This is a genomic window from Variovorax sp. AC194 (assembly GCF_979257995.1).
In genome coordinates, this window is sequence record NZ_OZ409823.1 from 3,779,423 (window position 1) to 3,794,485 (window position 15,063).

Sequence of the window (15,063 nt, forward strand, 5' to 3'; positions counted from 1 at the left end):
GCGAATCACCTTCTTTGTTATAGGAAGTAGTCGAAGTCGCGCTCGTCGCCATGGCGGCGGCGGACCACGAAGATGTGCGCGGGCACGCTGTGGGGGTCCAGGCGCACGTAGTGCCAGTCGCCCTGCCACACGAAGCGCTGGTCGCTCAGGAGGTCGTGCATCTGGAACGCCTGCCCGCCCTTGACGCCCACGCTCGCGGGCTCCAGCCCGACCCAGCCCCATTGCGCGTTGTGCGGGTCGAGGTTGACGACGGTGACGATCACGTTGTTGCCGTCGGGCGATGCCTTGGCATAGGCCAGCAGCTGGTCGTTGTCCACGTGCAGGAAGCGCAGGCCCCGGTCCCACTGCAGCGCCGGGTTCTCGCGGCGGATACGGTTCACCCGCGCGATGAAGGGCGCAAGGCTCGCGGGATCGTCGTGGTTCCAGTGGCGCAGCTGGTACTTCTCGGAGTCCAGGTACTCCTCGCTCGCAGGGCCGCGCGGCAGGTGCTCGCGCAGCTCGTAGGCCGGGCCGTAGATGCCGTAGTTGGCCGCGAGCGTGGCGGCCAGCACGAGGCGCGACATGTACACGGCGCTCTCGCCGGTCTGCAACTGCTCGTGCAGGATGTCGGGCGTATTGGGCCAGGCATTGGGGCGAAAGTACTCCGCGCCCGGTCCGCTGGAGAGCTCGGTGAAGTACTCCTGCAGCTCTTCCTTCGTGTTGCGCCAGGTGAAGTAGGTGTACGACTGCGAGAAGCCCGCCTTCGCGAGCCGGTGCATCACCTTCGGCCGGGTGAACGCCTCGGCCAAAAAGATGGTGTCGGGGTGCTCGCGCTTGACCTCGCCGATGACCCACTCCCAGAACGGAAAGGCCTTGGTGTGCGGGTTGTCCACGCGGAAGATGCGCACGCCCTCCCCGATCCAGTGATCGAACACGCTCTTGAGTTCGGCCCAGAGGCCGCGCCAGTCTTCGCACTCGAAGTTGAAGGGGTAGATGTCCTGGTACTTCTTGGGCGGGTTCTCGGCGTATTGCACGGTGCCGTCGGGGCGCCAGCGGAACCAGTCGGGATGCGCCTTCACGTAGGGGTGGTCGGGGGCGCACTGGAAGGCGATGTCCAGCGCGATCTCCAGGCCATGTTCTGCGGCTCGCGCGAGCAGGTGGCGGAAGTCTTCGGCGGTGCCGAGCGCCGGCAGGATCGACTTGTGCCCGCCCTCGGCCGCGCCGATGGCCCAGGGGCTCCCCACGTCGTCGGGGCCGGCCTGCAGCGCGTTGTTCGGCCCCTTGCGCTGCATGCGGCCGACGGGGTGGATCGGCGGAAAGTACAGCACGTCGAAGCCCATCGCGGCGATGGCCGGCAGGCGCGCCTCCACGTCGCTGAACGTGCCGTGCACGCCCGGTTCGCCGGTGGAGCGCGGAAAGAGCTCGTACCAGGTGCTGAAGCGCGCGCGCTCGCGGTCGGCCACCAGCGGCAGCTCGACGGGATAGCGCGCCGCATGCCGGCGGTCGGGATGGCGGCGCGCGAGCTCGGCATATTCGTCGTCGAGCGCCAGCGCCTTCAGCGAGGCCACGTCCGACCCCGGGTTGGCCGCGCTCGCATCGAGCTCGGTGGCCCAGCGCTGCAGCGCGGCGCGGTCGGCGCCCTCGGCGCGCCCCGCGGCCGCGGCGATTTCCAGCGCGCCCACCTGCGCGGCGATGCGCACGTCGTCGGGGTCGACGCGCCGCGTCAACTCATGCCGCCACGACTCGAACGGATCGACCCACGCCACCACGGTGTAGACGTAGCGCCCGAGCGACGGCGGGGAGAACGCGGCCTCCCACACGTCGTTCACGAGCGGCTTCATCGGCACTTCGCGAAAGTCCTTCTGCTCTTGCGCGCGCCAGCACAGCTGCACCCGCAGCACGTCGTGCCCGTCGGTGAAGCAATGCGCGCGCACCGTGACGCGTTCGCCGGCCACGCACTTCACGGGAAAGCGCCCGTTGTCCACGCACGGCAGCACCGCGTCGATGACCGCGCGGACGGCGCCGTCGGCCTGCTGGATGTCGGCGCCCGTGGCGCCGTCGGTGGCCGCGGCGGAGGCGGTCTTCGTCGAGAAAATGTTCTTCATCAGGGCCGGTGCTCCAGGATCAGCGTGGACAAAGGCGGCAAGGTGATGCACACCGATTGCCTGTGTCCGTGGGAACGCACGGGCGCCGCCTCGACGCCCCCGAAATTGCCCCAGCCCGAGCCGCCGAACTCCGCGGCGTCGGTGTTGATCACCTCGCGCCAGTGGCCGCCCAGCGGCACGCCGAGCAGGTAGTTGGTGCGCGGCACAGGGGTCATGTTGCTCACCACGAGAAGCGGCGGACTGCCGTCGCCGGCCTTGCGCAAGAAGGCGAAGACGCTCATGGCCTCGTCGTCGGCGGTGACCCACTCGAAGCCCGCGGAGGAGAAGTCCAGCTGGTGCAGCGCGGGCGCGCCGCGGTACACGCGATTGAGTTGCGCCACCAGCCGCTGCACGCCGCCGTGCCCCTCTTGCTCGCACACCCACCATTCGAGTTCGCCGTCGTGCGTCCACTCGCGGCGCTGGCCGAACTCGCCGCCCATGAAGAGCAGCTTCTTGCCCGGGTGCGCCCACATGAAGCCGTAGAGCGCGCGCAGGTTGGCGAACTGCTGCCACGTGTCCCCGGGCATCTTGTTGATGAGCGAGCCCTTGCCGTGCACCACTTCGTCGTGCGAGAGCGGCAGCACGAAGTTCTCGTGGAAGGCATACACCAGCGAGAAGGTCAGCTTGTGGTGGTGGTACTTGCGGTTGACCGGGTCCTCTTTCATGTAGGCCAGCGTGTCGTGCATCCAGCCCATGTTCCATTTCTCGCCGAAGCCCAGGCCGTCCATGTCGGTGGGCCGCGAGACGCGCGGCCAGGCGGTCGATTCCTCGGCCACGGTGACGGTGTCGGGGTGCTCGCGGTAGACGGCGCGGTTCAGCGTCTGCAGAAAGTCGATCGCCTCCAGGTTCTCGCGGCCGCCGTGGCGGTTGGGAATCCATTCGCCGTGCTTGCGCGCGTAGTCCAGGTAGAGCATCGAGGCGACCGCATCCACCCTGAGGCCGTCGAGGTGGTAGAGGTTCAGCCAGAAGAGCCCCGACGACACGAGAAAGCTGCGCACCTCCGCGCGGCCGTAGTTGAAGATGCTGGAGCTCCACTCGGGGTGGAAGCCCTGGCGCGGATCGGCGTGCTCGTAGAGGTGCGTGCCGTCGAAGTAGCCCAGGCCGTGCTCGTCGGTCGGAAAGTGCGAAGGCACCCAGTCCAGCAGCACGCCGATGCCCTGCTGGTGCAGGTGATCGACCAGGTACATGAAGTCCTGCGGCGAGCCGAAGCGCGAGGTGGGTGCGAAGTAGCCGGTGGTCTGGTAGCCCCAGGAACCGTAGAACGGATGCTCGGTCACCGGCATGAGCTCCACGTGCGTGAAGCCCATCTTCGTCACGTACTCGGCTAATTGGTGCGCGAGCTCGCGGTAGCCGAGGAAGTGGCCGTCCTTGCGGCGCCATGAGCCCAGGTGCACCTCGTAGACCGACTGCGGCGCATCGAGCGCGTTGCGCGGGCCCCGGTTGGCCATCCACTCCGCATCGCCCCATTCGTAGGAGAGTTCGCAGATGCGCGACGCGGTCGCGGGCGGCGGCTCGGCGGCGAACGCGACCGGGTCGGCCTTGTCCACCGTGTAGCCGTTGTGGCGCGAACGGATACGGTACTTGTAGGCCTGGCCGATGGCGGCGTTCGGCACGTGCCCGCGCCAGATGCCGGTGCCGTCGGGGCTGGGTTGCAGCGGGTCGGCGTCGCCGGACCAATAGTTCCAGTCTCCCACCACCGACACCGATTCGGCGTTCGGCGCCCAGACGGCGAAGTGCGCGCCGCCGGCTTCTCCGCCGGGGTGGCACCCCAGCACGTCGTACAGGCGGGAATGCGTTCCTTCACGGAACAGGTAAGCGTCTCGATCGTCCAGCGATGAATGGTTCAGCGGCACGGCGTTCCTTGATGGGGCCCGCGGAACGGTTGTTCAAGGAACGACGCTGGCCTCCGCATGGCTGCCACCAATTTGCGGGAACGACGTGCGCGGCAGCTACGGTGCGTGTCTCCTCGCCGTGTCGGAGAGCTGCCCGTATCGCGCCGCATGCGGGCCGGGATGAAACGGTCTCCCGGAAATAAAACGCTCAGGCGGCGATCGCGTCGTCCTCGCGCGTTGCCACCGGTGCACTGCGCTGCACCGCGAAGTCGGCCAGCGTGAGCGTGACGACCGGCTGCCGCGGATTGGCCCGGTAGCGCGCGACGACGGCGGGCTCGATCGCGTGGAAGTGGTTCCTGCAGACATCCAGCAGCCGGTGCCCGACTTCGCGCGTGCCGAAGCCGTCGTGCAGGGTGTCTTCCGATATCTGTGCCACGACGCGTGCGCCCTTCGGCCCGTCGGGATAGACGGCAAAACGCACCGACGCGGTATCGAAACAATAAATACCCTCGAAATCCATGACCTTTGTCTCCTTGTGTGAGCGCTGTCGCGGCAAGGATTGAAGGCGCGCACGGCGATCGTGTGCGGTGGAATCGAGCGCAAGTTCGCGTAGGTGTGTTCCTACAGCGCGGCTAGGCCATCGAGGGCTGTCCGTTCGAGGCCATGAGCCCGCCGTCCACCGGCAGCGCAACGCCGCTCACGAAGCTCGCGTCGTCGCTCGCCAGGAACGCCACGACCGCGGCGATCTCGCTGGGGTCCGCGCCGCGGCCGAGCGGAATGCGCTCCTTGAACTTGGCCATCAGTGCCTTGTCGTCCTTCATGTCCTCGGTCATCGGCGTGAAGGTGAGGCTCGGGCACACCGCGTTCACGCGGACGCCGTCGCGGCCATGGTCGAGCGCCAGCGCCTTGGTGAAGTTCACGATCGCGCCCTTGGACGCGTTGTAAAAGCCCATGCCCCAGTCGCCGCCCAGGCCCGAGACCGAGCCGGTGTTGACGATGCAGCCCTTGCTCTGGACGAGGTGCGGCATCGCGGCGCGGCAGCCGTGGAACACGCCGCCCACGTTGGTCGCCATGATCTTGTCCCAGCCCTCGAACGGCGCCTCGGTGACGGTGCCTTCCACCGCGATGCCCGCGTTGTTGAACAGCACGTGCAGTGCGCCGAAGCGCTCGACGGTGGCCGCCACCAGCGCCTGCACCTGCGCGTAGTCGGACACGTCGGTGCGCTTGACCAGCGTGCGCTCGGGCGGCAGGTCGCGCGCCACCTTGTCCAGCTTGGCCTGGGTGTCGCCGGCGAGCACGACATTGGCGCCCTCCTGCGAGAAGCGGCGCGCCGTGGCCTCGCCGATGCCCGAGCCGGCCCCTGTGACGATGACGACGCGGTCCTTGAAACGTTGCATGGTGAATCTCCTGGTTGCTTGAAGGCGGTGAGGTGGTGCGGTGGTGCGGCGGTGAGGTGGTGCGTGAAGGTGCAAAAGCGCGAGCTTCGGCAGGACCGCAAGCCCACGATGTCAGCCGGAGGCGATTGCGCTGTCGGATGACGACCCAAGGCGCTCAGCGGCCGTACTTGCGCACGCTGAGTTCGCCATCGCTCTCGAGCATCGCCAGGCGCACTTCCGACAGGTCGTGGACGCCCTTCTCCCTGAGCTTGGACATCAGCTCGTCCACCGTGATGAGCTGGCGGCGCAGCGTCTTGTGAACGATGCGTCCGTGCTTCACGAGCGGCGCGGGCGGCGGCTCGATCAGGCGCGCCACCACCGGCGAGTGGTAGCTGCCCCAGTCGAGCAGGTAGTTCCAGCCCACCAGCGTCGCGATGAGAACGAGCCCGTCGGTCACGGTCTTGTATTCGCCCTGCATCGCGTTGCTGGAGGCATCGGCGATCAGCACGACGAACAGCAGGTCCGCCACGCCGAGCGAACCGACGTCGCGCCGCAGCAGGAAGCGAAAGACCAGCAGCAGGAACCAATAGACCACCGTGCCCCGCAGCACCATGTGCCAGGAAGGCATCTCCAGGCGAAAGAGTTCCGAGAGCGAGTCCATGGCGTTCCTCCGTCCGTTGCCGCTTGTTGTTCGTTTGCCGTTCGGTTGTGCCTGGATGGTTCAGGCCGGGCTCTTCGACACCGGCTTCGTGATCGTCGCGTTCGCCTTGGCGCCGAGCGTCATCTCGGTGATCCACGACACCAGCAGCGCGCCGTAGGCCTGCCGCGATTCCTGCTTCGACAGCGCGTGGTCCGCGCCCGAGAGCACGCGGTAGGTGACCGAGCGCACGCGCTTGAAGGCGGCCAGGTAGTTCTCCAGCACCGGGTGCGGCACGGTCTGGTCGTCTTCCGATTCGACGATGAGCACGTCGCCCGCGAACGCCGCGCAGGCCGCGAGCGCGCGGTTGTCCTTCGGGCCGACCAGCGAGCGGCGGTAGGCCACGAGATCGGTGCGGCTGAGCTTGCCCTTGGGCGTGTCCCACTCGCGGTCGCGGTACAGCGCCGGCGCGCGCAGCGCGAGCCAGCGCACCGGCCGCAACGCGGTCACCAACGCGGCGAGGTAGCCGCCGTAGCTGCTGCCGACGATGGCCACGGACGCCGGGTCGACCGTCGGGTGGCCGACCAGCGCGTCGTAGGCGGCGAGCACGTCGCGCAGGTTGTCCTCGCGCGTGACTTCCATGCGCTGCGCGGCGTGGCGCGCGTGGCCGCGCAGGTCGAAGGTCAGGCACACGCAGCCGAGCGCGGCGATCTCCTGCGCGCGCTTCATGTACTGCTCCTGGCTGCCGTCCCACCCGTGCACCAGCAGCACGCCGGGCACCATCGCCGAGGCCGCGAACAGCGTGCCCTCGATGTGCTGGCCGTCCACGGCGATATCGATGGCGCTATGGCGAGTCGGCATGGGCATTCAACAGGGTGTATTTGGTGAGCGGCCCGACCTGCGGATCGACGCCCTGGTAGGACACGATGGCGTGCGCGGGCACCGTGGCCGGGCCGTACACCTCGAAGGTGGATGCGCGAACGCGCTCGCGGGCGGGGTCGGCGTGGAACGATTCGAGCGCCGCGATCTCGGCGCCCGTCGCGCCGCCCACCCGCCACGACTGCTCCAGCACGCCCGAGCGCCATGCGCCGCCGCGGCCGGTGCCTTGCGCCACGTCGTAGTTCGTGCGCGAGGCGAAGAAGCCCGGGTAGCAGTCGATCACCGCGCGGTGGTAGCGGCGCGCCTGGTCGATGGCGTGGCGAAGCGGCGGCGCGAGGTCGGCGGCGGCCAGCAGCGCCTCGAAGTCGCCGCGCACCAGCGTGAGGTCGGAGCCGCCGTAGACCTCTTCGCCGGCGTTGTCGCGCGCCAGGCGCTGCTGGCCGTAGTAGCTCACGACCATGCGCTCCACGATCACCTGCCCGACGCTGTAGGTGACGGGGCGCTCCAGGTTCTCTTCGAGCACCACGCCGTGGCTGGCGATGTCGGCCTCGTCCATGGCGTCGATGCAGCGGTCCAGCGCCTCGGCGCTGCGCGCGACGACCTGGCCCCGGCCGCCGGTCGCGGTCACCGGCTTGATGCGCACCACGCCCGCGCCGAGCAAGGTGCGCCCCGCCCTGCGCGCCTCGTCGCGCGAGAAGCACGAGAACCCGTCCAGCGCCGAGCCGGCGATCTGGTCCGCGAAGCGCGGGTTCCAGCCCGGCGGTTGTGTCGCCTCGGCGCCGGCCACCGGATGGGTGATGGCCTTGGTCGCGATGAACGCGTGCGGCACCACGCCGCCGAACAGGTCGTGCACGCCGGCGATGCCCATGGCCTCAGCGAGCCCGGCGTCGGTCACGGTGTTGCTGGGCACGAAGTACGGCGCCACGGTGTAGGACTGCCGTTCGTCGTAGTCGCCGGCGTAGTCGCAGCCCTTGAGCACGGCCAGCCGCCGCGCGAAGTCGCTGCGGGTGGCGTGCTCGTGCGCGCTGCAGTAGGCCTGGGGGTCGAGATTCCACGTCACCAGGCTGCGCGGTTGCGGCCGCAGCGGTGATGGTGCGGGCGACGTCGATGCCGATTCGGCAGGCCGGGGGCGGAGGGCCGTTTTCATGGCGGGCGGGGGCAATAAGTGGCTAAGTGGCCAGGTGGCTGGCGCCGGTCAACGCCGGGCGTCCTTGCTCGCGTTCTTCTTGTCCCCGTCCTTCTCCGCCGAAGGCAGCTTCACCTTGGTGACGGTGACGGACACCGGGTCGCTCGCGGGAAACGACTCCTCGACCCCGCTGTCCAGCGCTTCCTCGCTGGCGGGCTGCTCGACGGGCTTTTCCTGCTCGGACGGTTTGCCATGGTTCTCCGACGTGGGAAAGGGAAATGGCTTCTGCTCTTTCTGCTCTTTCTGTTCCTTGGTCATGGTGCGCTCCTGGCAATGTGGGCCCCTCCCCGAAAGAGGAAGGCGCCAGCCCATGGTGGGCCGGTTCGGGCCGCGCGCGGTCGGAAGGCGCTGCACCTGCGCGTGGGAACAGTCCCGCGCGGCAGCACCGGCCGGCGCAGCTACGAGGCGACGCTGGTGACGATGAATGCGACCGACACCACCGCCATCGCGCCCGTCGCCGCCCAGCCCAGCACGCGCCAGGCGAGCGGCAGCCGCAGTTCGCCCATGAGCCGCCTGCTGCCGGCCGCGAGCATCACGCCGACCATGATCGGCACCGACATCAGCGAATTGATCACCGCCGCCCACACCAGCGCCTTCATCGGGTCGATGCCGATGAGGCTGATGCCCATGGCGCACACCATCGCCGCGGCGAGGATCGCGTAGAACGCCGGCGCGGCGCCCACCGGTTTCTCCAGCCCCCGGCGCACCTTCAGGAGTTCGGCGCAGGCATACGCCGCCGAGCCCGCGAGCACCGGCAACGCGAGGAGCCCCGTGCCCAAAATGCCGAGCGCGAACAGCACGAAGGCCGCATCGCCCGCGACCGGCCGCAGCGCCTCGGCGGCCTGCGCGGTCGATTCGACATCCAGCTGGCCGTTCGCGTGCAGCGTGGCCGCCGCGGCCACGATCATGAAGAAGGCGATGGCGTTGGAAAAGCCCATGCCCAGCCAGGTATCGAAGCGCAGCCGCCGCAACTGGGCGGGCGCCTGACGCGGCGCCTTCCTGAGCGGCTTGTCCTTGTCCACGCGCTCGATTTCCTCCACCTCCTGCGCGGCCTGCCAGAAGAAAAGATAGGGGCTGATCGTCGTGCCCAGGATCGCTACGACCATCTTCACCGTCTCCGCATTCCACGTCACGTGCGGCAGCACCGCGCCCGAGAGCGCCGCCTTCCAGTCCACGTGCGCGACCATCGCCACGCCCACGTAGGCGAGCAGCGAGAGCGTGAGCCACTTCAGGATGCGCACGTAGCGCCGGTACGGCAGCCAGGCCTGCAGGCCGAGCGAGACGACGCCGAACGCGAGCGCGTAGAGCGCCTCGTCCCCGCCGATCGCCAGCCGCGTGACCTCCGCCATCGCGCCCAGGTCGGCCGCGAGGTTGACGATGTTGGCCACCAGCAGCAGCACGACCGCCATGGCCACCACCGGCCGCGGCCACAGCGTGGCGAAGGCCGAGGTGAGCCCGCGCCCGGTGGTGCGCCCGATGCGCGCGCTCGCCAGCTGGATGCCGACCATCAACGGATAGGTCACCAGCAGCGTCCACCCCAGGCCGTAGCCGAACTTCGCGCCGGCCTGGGTGTACGTGGCGATGCCGCTAGGGTCGTCGTCGGCCGCGCCGGTGATGAGGCCGGGGCCGAGCTTGTGCCAGAAGCCCTGCTTGTCTTCTTCGCCTTCGGGCGCCGCCGCCTGCGCTTCGGCGGGCGGGCCCAGGCCCAGGCCATCGACGCCTTTCACCACCGGCGGGTTTTCCACGGTGCCTGCACCCCTACCTACACCCGCGGCGGATCGGTGTCGCGCGCCGGATGGCGGTGCATGCCCACCGCGGCAATGAAGTCGGTCGCGGCGGTGTCGGCATGCGCGCCATCCGCGAGGATCAGGCCGGGGTCGTCCGAGCCGTCGGGCAGGCTCATCGGAATGCCGGCCTCGGTCAGCAGCGCCTGCGAGGCGCCGAGCGCGAGGATGGTCTTGCAGTGGCGGTACTGGTCCTTCACGAACTCCATCGAGTGGCCGTCGGCGGCCAGCGCCTCCACCGCCGCGAGGCCGTCGGGCAGCACCAGCGCATCGAAGAGGAAGCCGGGGCTGTTCTCCATGCTGGCGTCGGCCTCCAGCTTCTCGCCGCCCGCCGCCGTGTACGTGCCCAGGCGCGGGCCGACCAGCCGCGGCACCGCGCCCGCCTGCACCAGCGCCGTCACCAGCTTGCCGATGGACGCGCCCTCCGCGCCATCGGCCACGAGGATCGCGATCTTTCGCGTGCGGATGCCGCCGTCGCCGGGGCGCGCCATGAGCGAGAGCGCGGGCGACTTGTCGACCTCGGGCGTCGCGGGCGTCTCCAGCGCCTTGGGCAACGGCGCGGGCAGCTCCATGCCTAGCCCTTGCGCCACCTTGGCGGCCAGATCGGGCGACGCGTTCAGCAGGCTCGCCACCACGCGCGCGCGCACCGCCGGCACCGTCACCTTCGAGAGCTCGAAACGGAAGGCCGCCGCGATGTGCGCCTGCTCCTCGGGCGTCTGGCTCTCGAAGAAGAGCGTGGCCTGGGTGTAGTGGTCGGCGAACTTCTCGGGCTTCACGCGCACCTTGTCGCTGCTCTCCTTGGCATCCAGGCGCTTGGCGATGCTCGCGAAGCCCTGCGCCGCGCCGGCCTGGAACGGACAGCCACCGCCCAGCGAATTGGGCTCGTAGGCGGTGCGCCCGCGATGGATGGCCTGGCGGTGCATGCCGTCGCGCTGGTTGTTGTGCACCGGCGCGATGGGCGCGTTGATCGGCAGCTCATGGAAGTTGGGCCCGCCCAGGCGCGTGATCTGCGTGTCGACGTAGGAGTGGATGCGCCCGGCCAGCAGCGGGTCGTTGGTGAAGTCGATGCCCGGCACCACGTGCGCCGTGCAGAACGCGACCTGCTCGGTCTCGGCAAAGAAGTTGTCGGGGTTGCGGTTCAGCACCATGCGCCCGACGATGCGGATCGGCACCAGCTCCTCGGGAACGATCTTGGTGGCATCGAGGATGTCGAAGCTGAACTGCTCGGCCTGCTCCTCGGTGAAGATCTGCAGGCCCAGCTCCCACTCGGGGTACTCGCCCGCGTCGATGGCCTCCCACAGGTCGCGGCGGTGGTAGTCGGGGTCGGCGCCGGAGATCTTCACCGCCTCGTCCCACACCAGCGAGTGCGTGCCCAGCTTGGGCTGCCAGTGGAACTTCACCAGCACCGATTCGCCCGCCTCGTTCACCAGCCGGAAGGTGTGCACGCCGAAGCCCTGCATCATCCGGTAGCTGCGCGGAATGGCGCGGTCGCTCATCTGCCACATCAGCATGTGGGTGGATTCGGGCATGAGCGAGACGAAGTCCCAGAAGGTGTCGTGGGCCGACGCGGCCTGCGGCATCGCATGGTGCGGCTCGGGCTTCACGGCATGCACGAGGTCGGGAAACTTCATCGCGTCCTGGATGAAGAAGACCGGCATGTTGTTGCCCACCAGGTCCCAGTTGCCTTCGTCGGTGTAGAACTTGACGGCGAAGCCGCGCACGTCGCGCGCGGTGTCCTTGGAGCCGCGCTCGCCGGCCACCGTCGAGAAGCGCACGAACACGGGCGTGACCTTGCCGGCTTCCTGGAACGGCGCCGCCTTGGTGAATTCGGTCTGCGGCTCGTAGCACTCGAAGAAGCCGTGCGCGCCCGAGCCACGGGCGTGGACGATGCGCTCGGGAATGCGCTCGTGGTCGAAATGCGTGATCTTCTCGCGCAGGATGAAGTCTTCGAGCAGCACCGGGCCGCGCGCGCCGGCCTTGAGCGAGTTCTGGTTGTCCGCGATCGGCACGCCCTGGTTCGTGGTGAGCCGCTGGCCGCCCGAATCCACGCGCACGCGGTCCAGCGTGCCGATGGTGGCGTTGGTGCCTTCGGGCGCGACCGAGCCGGTCTTCCCGGACACGTTCGATTCCGAGGGCGTGCTGCCGGTGGGCAGCCGCGACGCCGGCTTGGCGCTCAGGCCGACGGGCGCCTCCGGCGTGTGTTCGAGCGGCTTGTTGGTGTTGGCGGGCATCGACGCGGCGAGCGCCTGCGTGTCGATCGCCTTCTGCGCGGGAATGTCGCCCTTGCCCGCCGCGGGCGGTGCCGGGTGGGCGGGGCCGCTGTCGGTGTTGCGTGCCGCGGAGCGGGCGGCGTCGAGCGCGGAAGGCGGCGCGCTCGCTCGGGGTTGTTTGGCCATGTGTATGTCGTCCGGTTGGGTTCGAGGGGGCTCCAACCTAGTGCTGCGAATCGGGCAGTTTTGTAGGACGTCGCAGCAAAGCGCGTGTCGGTGACTCGGGCGGTTCAACCCGCCATTCAACTCGCCGTTCCGCTCGCCTTGCCGGGTGCCATGCCGGGTGCCATGCCTGTCGCAAGGCCCAGCCGCGCCGCGAGGTTCGCCGCGTCGTAGGGCGCATGCACCTTGCTGTCGTTGTCGAAGTAACAGAACATGTCCCGCGCGCCGCGCCGCGCCGCCTTGGGCGAAGCCAGCTTCGCATCGGCCGGCTGGCGGCCGCGGCGCCAGGCCTCGATGCGCGCGGCCCAGCGGTCGAGCGCGGCATCGCCGTAGCCGCTGGCATAGAGCTCCTTGTCGCCATGCAGGCGCAGGTAGACGAAATCCGCCGTCAGGTCTTCGATGAGCGGCCAGCGCCCGGCCGTGTCGGCCACGACCAGCGCCACCTCGTGGCGGCGCAGCAAGGCGATGAAATCCGGATCGATGAAGCTGCGGTGGCGCACCTCCAGCGCATGGCGGATGCGCAGGCCGCGCACGGGCTTGAGCAAGGCCCGGCCTGCCACCCGCTCGTCGTGCCCGCTTGCCAGGGCGCGCACCGAGCGTGCGTCGCGCGGCAGCAGCGACAGGAAAGCCTCCAGCCGCTCGGCGTCGTAGCGCATGCGCGGCGGCAACTGCCACAGCACCGGGCCCATCTTGTGCCCCAGCGCGAGCACGCCCGAGGCAAAGAAATTGGCGAGCGCCTGGTGCACGTCCTTGAGCTGGAGCATGTGCGTGATGTAGCGCGAGCCCTTCACGGCGAACACGAAGTCCTCGGGCGTTTCGTCGTGCCAGCGCCGGTACGACTCGGGCCGCTGCAGCGAATAGAACGACCCGTTGATCTCGATGGTGGGCAGCATCCGCGAGGCGAATTCGAGCTCCCTGCGCTGCGCGAGGCCCGGCGGATAGAAGCGCCCGCGCCAGGGCGCGTAGCGCCAGCCGGAGATGCCGATGCGCAGCGTGCGTCCGGTCTTTGAGGTCTTTGAGGTCATTGAGGTCATTGCCCTCGCCTCTCATGCGGTGCCGTCCCACGCGCGCGCCGGGTTGCCGCGGCAAACATCGCGGCCATGTCATCCAATCCCACACAGATCACCTCGCGCATCGTCGCGCCCGTCGAGTTCCGCGCCGGCGACGGCCCGCTGCTGACGATTCCCGAAGGCGAATGCCAGGTCATCGTGGAAGGCGACAGCGCCGTGCTGACCTGGACCGAAGACGGCCAGCCGCTCACCGCCGCCATTCCGAAGATCGAGTTCGACCGGTTCATCGAATCGGGCGCGATCGTTCTGGGCGTGAGCTGAGCGGCGCGGCGCTTCATGGCGACGTCGGGCGTTCGCGCTCGGCGGCGAACACCCGTGCGAGTTCGTAGGGCGGCGTGACCTCGCACTGCGCGTAGGTGCAGGCGGCCGGCGGCTTGTCGGGCCGCCAGCGCACGAAGATGGCGCCGTGCCGAAAGCGCTCGCCCTGAAGGTGGTCGTAGCGCACCTCGCACACGCGCTCGGGACGCAGCGGCACCCACGAAAGATCCTTGCCGGAATTCCACCGCGTTCGCGCGCCCGGTGCGCGCTGGCGGGCCTGCAGCGCAGCGGTGGCCGCTTCATCGGCGCCGATCCAAGGGTGGCCGCGGCCGGCGTTGCGCATGAGCGGCGCGAGTTCGCGCGCGAGCGCCAGGCGCGTGGCCATGTCGAACGACGAGGTTGCGCCCACGTGCTGCAGCACGCCCTTCGCATCCCAGAGGCCGAGCAGCAGCGAGCCGACCGCAGGCACCTCGGAGGTGCTCGACTTGTGCCACCGCAGCCCGGCCAGCACGCAATCGGCCGTGCGCACGTGCTTCACCTTGAACATGGCGCGCTCGCCCGGCAGGTAGGCGCCGTCGGCCCGCTTGGCGATCACGCCATCGAGGCCCGCGCCTTCGAAATCGTCCAGCCATTGCAGCGCGACCGCGCGGCTTTCGGTCATCGGCGTGAGGTGGATCGGCGGGCCGACGTCGGCCATGAACGCCTCCAGCAGCATCCGCCGCTCGCTCTGGCCGCGGCGCTGCAGGTCGCGCCCATCGAGCGCCAGCAGGTCGAAGGCCACGAACGACGCGGGCGTCTCGCGCGCCAACCGCTCGATGCGGGACGCGGCCGGGTGCACGCGCTGCAGCAGCGCATCGAAATCGAGCCCCGCGGCGCCCGCGATGACGATTTCGCCGTCCAGCACGCAGCGGCCCGGCAGGCCCGCGAGCAGCGCCGCATGCAGTTCGGGAAAGTAGCGGTCCAGCGGCTTGAGGTCGCGGCTCTGGACGCGCACGCCGGCCGCATCGCGAAACACGATGGCGCGAAAACCGTCCCACTTGGGCTCGTAGAGGAAGTCGCCTTCGGGCGGCACGGCCTCGGCGATCTTCGCGAGCATGGGCTCGACCGTAGCGGGCGTGCGCATGCTCAGGGCGCGAGCGATCGGTTGGCCTCGCCGGGCGCAGCGCCCAGCGTCATGAACTTCCCTTGCGGTTGGCGGGATCGCTCGGCGCGTTGGTGTCCGAGAGTTGCTCGGCCGGCGGCCCGAGCTTTCCGCTGTCGCCGCCCGCGGCATGGGTGGTGCCGCCGTCGCGCTTCTTGCCGCGGCCCGAGTAGATCTCGTCGTCGTCGAAATCGAGCGGCGCGGTGCCTTCCGTGCCGCCCCGCTCCAGCCTGTCGCGTGCGGGCGGGGTGGATGGGTTGTCGTCGTGGGGTCCGATCGGGTCCATGCCCGAGGGGGTGCTGGTGGCCATGGTTTTCGTCCTTCGCGAGTTGGAAAAAACCCGAT

General features: G+C 69.4%; 14 protein-coding genes. 1 reads left to right on the forward strand and 13 read right to left on the reverse strand.

Annotation, left to right across the window (positions count from 1 at the left end):
• Positions 1 to 17: 17 nt before the first annotated feature.
• The 11 genes from ACZYRS_RS17990 to ACZYRS_RS18040 form a co-directional block, all read right to left on the reverse strand.
• The gene (locus tag ACZYRS_RS17990; RefSeq protein WP_463420339.1) at positions 18 to 2,084 is read right to left on the reverse strand and encodes an alpha-1,4-glucan--maltose-1-phosphate maltosyltransferase; all 2,067 of its coding nucleotides are present in this window, start codon (positions 2,082 to 2,084) and stop codon (positions 18 to 20) included.
• On the reverse strand, positions 2,084 to 3,976 hold the full coding sequence (gene glgB / locus ACZYRS_RS17995; RefSeq protein ID WP_463420340.1) for a 1,4-alpha-glucan branching protein GlgB: 1,893 nt from the start codon (positions 3,974 to 3,976) through the stop codon (positions 2,084 to 2,086). The genes ACZYRS_RS17990 and glgB overlap by 1 nt, the downstream gene beginning before the upstream one ends.
• 187 nt (positions 3,977 to 4,163) lie before the next feature.
• Positions 4,164 to 4,475: a hypothetical protein gene (locus tag ACZYRS_RS18000; protein ID WP_463420341.1), complete on the reverse strand. Its 312-nt coding sequence runs from the start codon at positions 4,473 to 4,475 to the stop codon at positions 4,164 to 4,166.
• Between the two features lie 112 nt (positions 4,476 to 4,587).
• Positions 4,588 to 5,352, reverse strand: a complete 765-nt coding sequence (gene budC / locus ACZYRS_RS18005; protein WP_463420342.1) for a meso-2,3-butanediol dehydrogenase — start codon at positions 5,350 to 5,352, stop codon at positions 4,588 to 4,590.
• Positions 5,353 to 5,506: 154 nt separating this feature from the next.
• Positions 5,507 to 5,992 (reverse strand): DUF421 domain-containing protein, encoded by a 486-nt coding sequence (locus tag ACZYRS_RS18010; RefSeq protein ID WP_463420343.1) that lies wholly within the window; start codon positions 5,990 to 5,992, stop codon positions 5,507 to 5,509.
• A gap of 60 nt (positions 5,993 to 6,052) precedes the next feature.
• Positions 6,053 to 6,829 (reverse strand): alpha/beta hydrolase family protein, encoded by a 777-nt coding sequence (locus ACZYRS_RS18015; protein ID WP_198783876.1) that lies wholly within the window; start codon positions 6,827 to 6,829, stop codon positions 6,053 to 6,055.
• Positions 6,813 to 7,994: a DUF3182 family protein gene (locus ACZYRS_RS18020; protein ID WP_463420344.1), complete on the reverse strand. Its 1,182-nt coding sequence runs from the start codon at positions 7,992 to 7,994 to the stop codon at positions 6,813 to 6,815. Before ACZYRS_RS18020 ends, ACZYRS_RS18015 begins: the two co-directional genes overlap by 17 nt.
• 48 nt (positions 7,995 to 8,042) lie before the next feature.
• Positions 8,043 to 8,291, reverse strand: a complete 249-nt coding sequence (locus ACZYRS_RS18025) for a hypothetical protein (protein WP_463420345.1) — start codon at positions 8,289 to 8,291, stop codon at positions 8,043 to 8,045.
• Between the two features lie 140 nt (positions 8,292 to 8,431).
• Positions 8,432 to 9,778, reverse strand: coding sequence for an NRAMP family divalent metal transporter (locus ACZYRS_RS18030; RefSeq protein ID WP_463420346.1), 1,347 nt, complete (start codon positions 9,776 to 9,778; stop codon positions 8,432 to 8,434).
• Between the two features lie 17 nt (positions 9,779 to 9,795).
• The gene (locus tag ACZYRS_RS18035) at positions 9,796 to 12,213 is read right to left on the reverse strand and encodes a catalase (RefSeq protein ID WP_463420347.1); all 2,418 of its coding nucleotides are present in this window, start codon (positions 12,211 to 12,213) and stop codon (positions 9,796 to 9,798) included.
• Between the two features lie 116 nt (positions 12,214 to 12,329).
• On the reverse strand, positions 12,330 to 13,274 hold the full coding sequence (locus tag ACZYRS_RS18040) for a DUF72 domain-containing protein (protein WP_463420348.1): 945 nt from the start codon (positions 13,272 to 13,274) through the stop codon (positions 12,330 to 12,332).
• A gap of 75 nt (positions 13,275 to 13,349) precedes the next feature.
• On the opposite strand from ACZYRS_RS18040, the gene ACZYRS_RS18045 reads away from it, so the two are divergent.
• The gene (locus ACZYRS_RS18045; RefSeq protein WP_198783881.1) at positions 13,350 to 13,580 is read left to right on the forward strand and encodes a hypothetical protein; all 231 of its coding nucleotides are present in this window, start codon (positions 13,350 to 13,352) and stop codon (positions 13,578 to 13,580) included.
• 13 nt (positions 13,581 to 13,593) lie between these two features.
• On the opposite strand, the gene ACZYRS_RS18050 is transcribed toward ACZYRS_RS18045, so the two are convergent.
• Positions 13,594 to 14,700, reverse strand: coding sequence for an ATP-dependent DNA ligase (locus tag ACZYRS_RS18050; RefSeq protein ID WP_463420349.1), 1,107 nt, complete (start codon positions 14,698 to 14,700; stop codon positions 13,594 to 13,596).
• A gap of 49 nt (positions 14,701 to 14,749) precedes the next feature.
• Positions 14,750 to 15,028 (reverse strand): hypothetical protein, encoded by a 279-nt coding sequence (locus tag ACZYRS_RS18055; protein WP_198783882.1) that lies wholly within the window; start codon positions 15,026 to 15,028, stop codon positions 14,750 to 14,752.
• Between the last annotated feature and the right edge of the window lie 35 nt (positions 15,029 to 15,063).

Bases quoted from the DNA above. Each gene is read 5' to 3' on its own strand.
- ACZYRS_RS17990 (WP_463420339.1), bottom strand. From the start codon at position 2,084: ATGAAGAACATTTTCTCGACGAAGACCGCCTCCGCCGCGGCCACCGAC.
- ACZYRS_RS18000 (WP_463420341.1), bottom strand. From the start codon at position 4,475: ATGGATTTCGAGGGTATTTATTGTTTCGATACCGCGTCGGTGCGTTTT.
- budC (WP_463420342.1), bottom strand. From the start codon at position 5,352: ATGCAACGTTTCAAGGACCGCGTCGTCATCGTCACAGGGGCCGGCTCG.
- ACZYRS_RS18010 (WP_463420343.1), bottom strand. From the start codon at position 5,992: ATGGACTCGCTCTCGGAACTCTTTCGCCTGGAGATGCCTTCCTGGCAC.
- ACZYRS_RS18015 (WP_198783876.1), bottom strand. From the start codon at position 6,829: ATGCCGACTCGCCATAGCGCCATCGATATCGCCGTGGACGGCCAGCAC.
- ACZYRS_RS18020 (WP_463420344.1), bottom strand. From the start codon at position 7,994: ATGAAAACGGCCCTCCGCCCCCGGCCTGCCGAATCGGCATCGACGTCG.
- ACZYRS_RS18025 (WP_463420345.1), bottom strand. From the start codon at position 8,291: ATGACCAAGGAACAGAAAGAGCAGAAAGAGCAGAAGCCATTTCCCTTT.
- ACZYRS_RS18035 (WP_463420347.1), bottom strand. From the start codon at position 12,213: ATGGCCAAACAACCCCGAGCGAGCGCGCCGCCTTCCGCGCTCGACGCC.
- ACZYRS_RS18040 (WP_463420348.1), bottom strand. From the start codon at position 13,274: ATGACCTCAAAGACCTCAAAGACCGGACGCACGCTGCGCATCGGCATC.
- ACZYRS_RS18045 (WP_198783881.1), top strand. From the start codon at position 13,350: ATGTCATCCAATCCCACACAGATCACCTCGCGCATCGTCGCGCCCGTC.
- ACZYRS_RS18050 (WP_463420349.1), bottom strand. From the start codon at position 14,700: ATGCGCACGCCCGCTACGGTCGAGCCCATGCTCGCGAAGATCGCCGAG.
- ACZYRS_RS18055 (WP_198783882.1), bottom strand. From the start codon at position 15,028: ATGGCCACCAGCACCCCCTCGGGCATGGACCCGATCGGACCCCACGAC.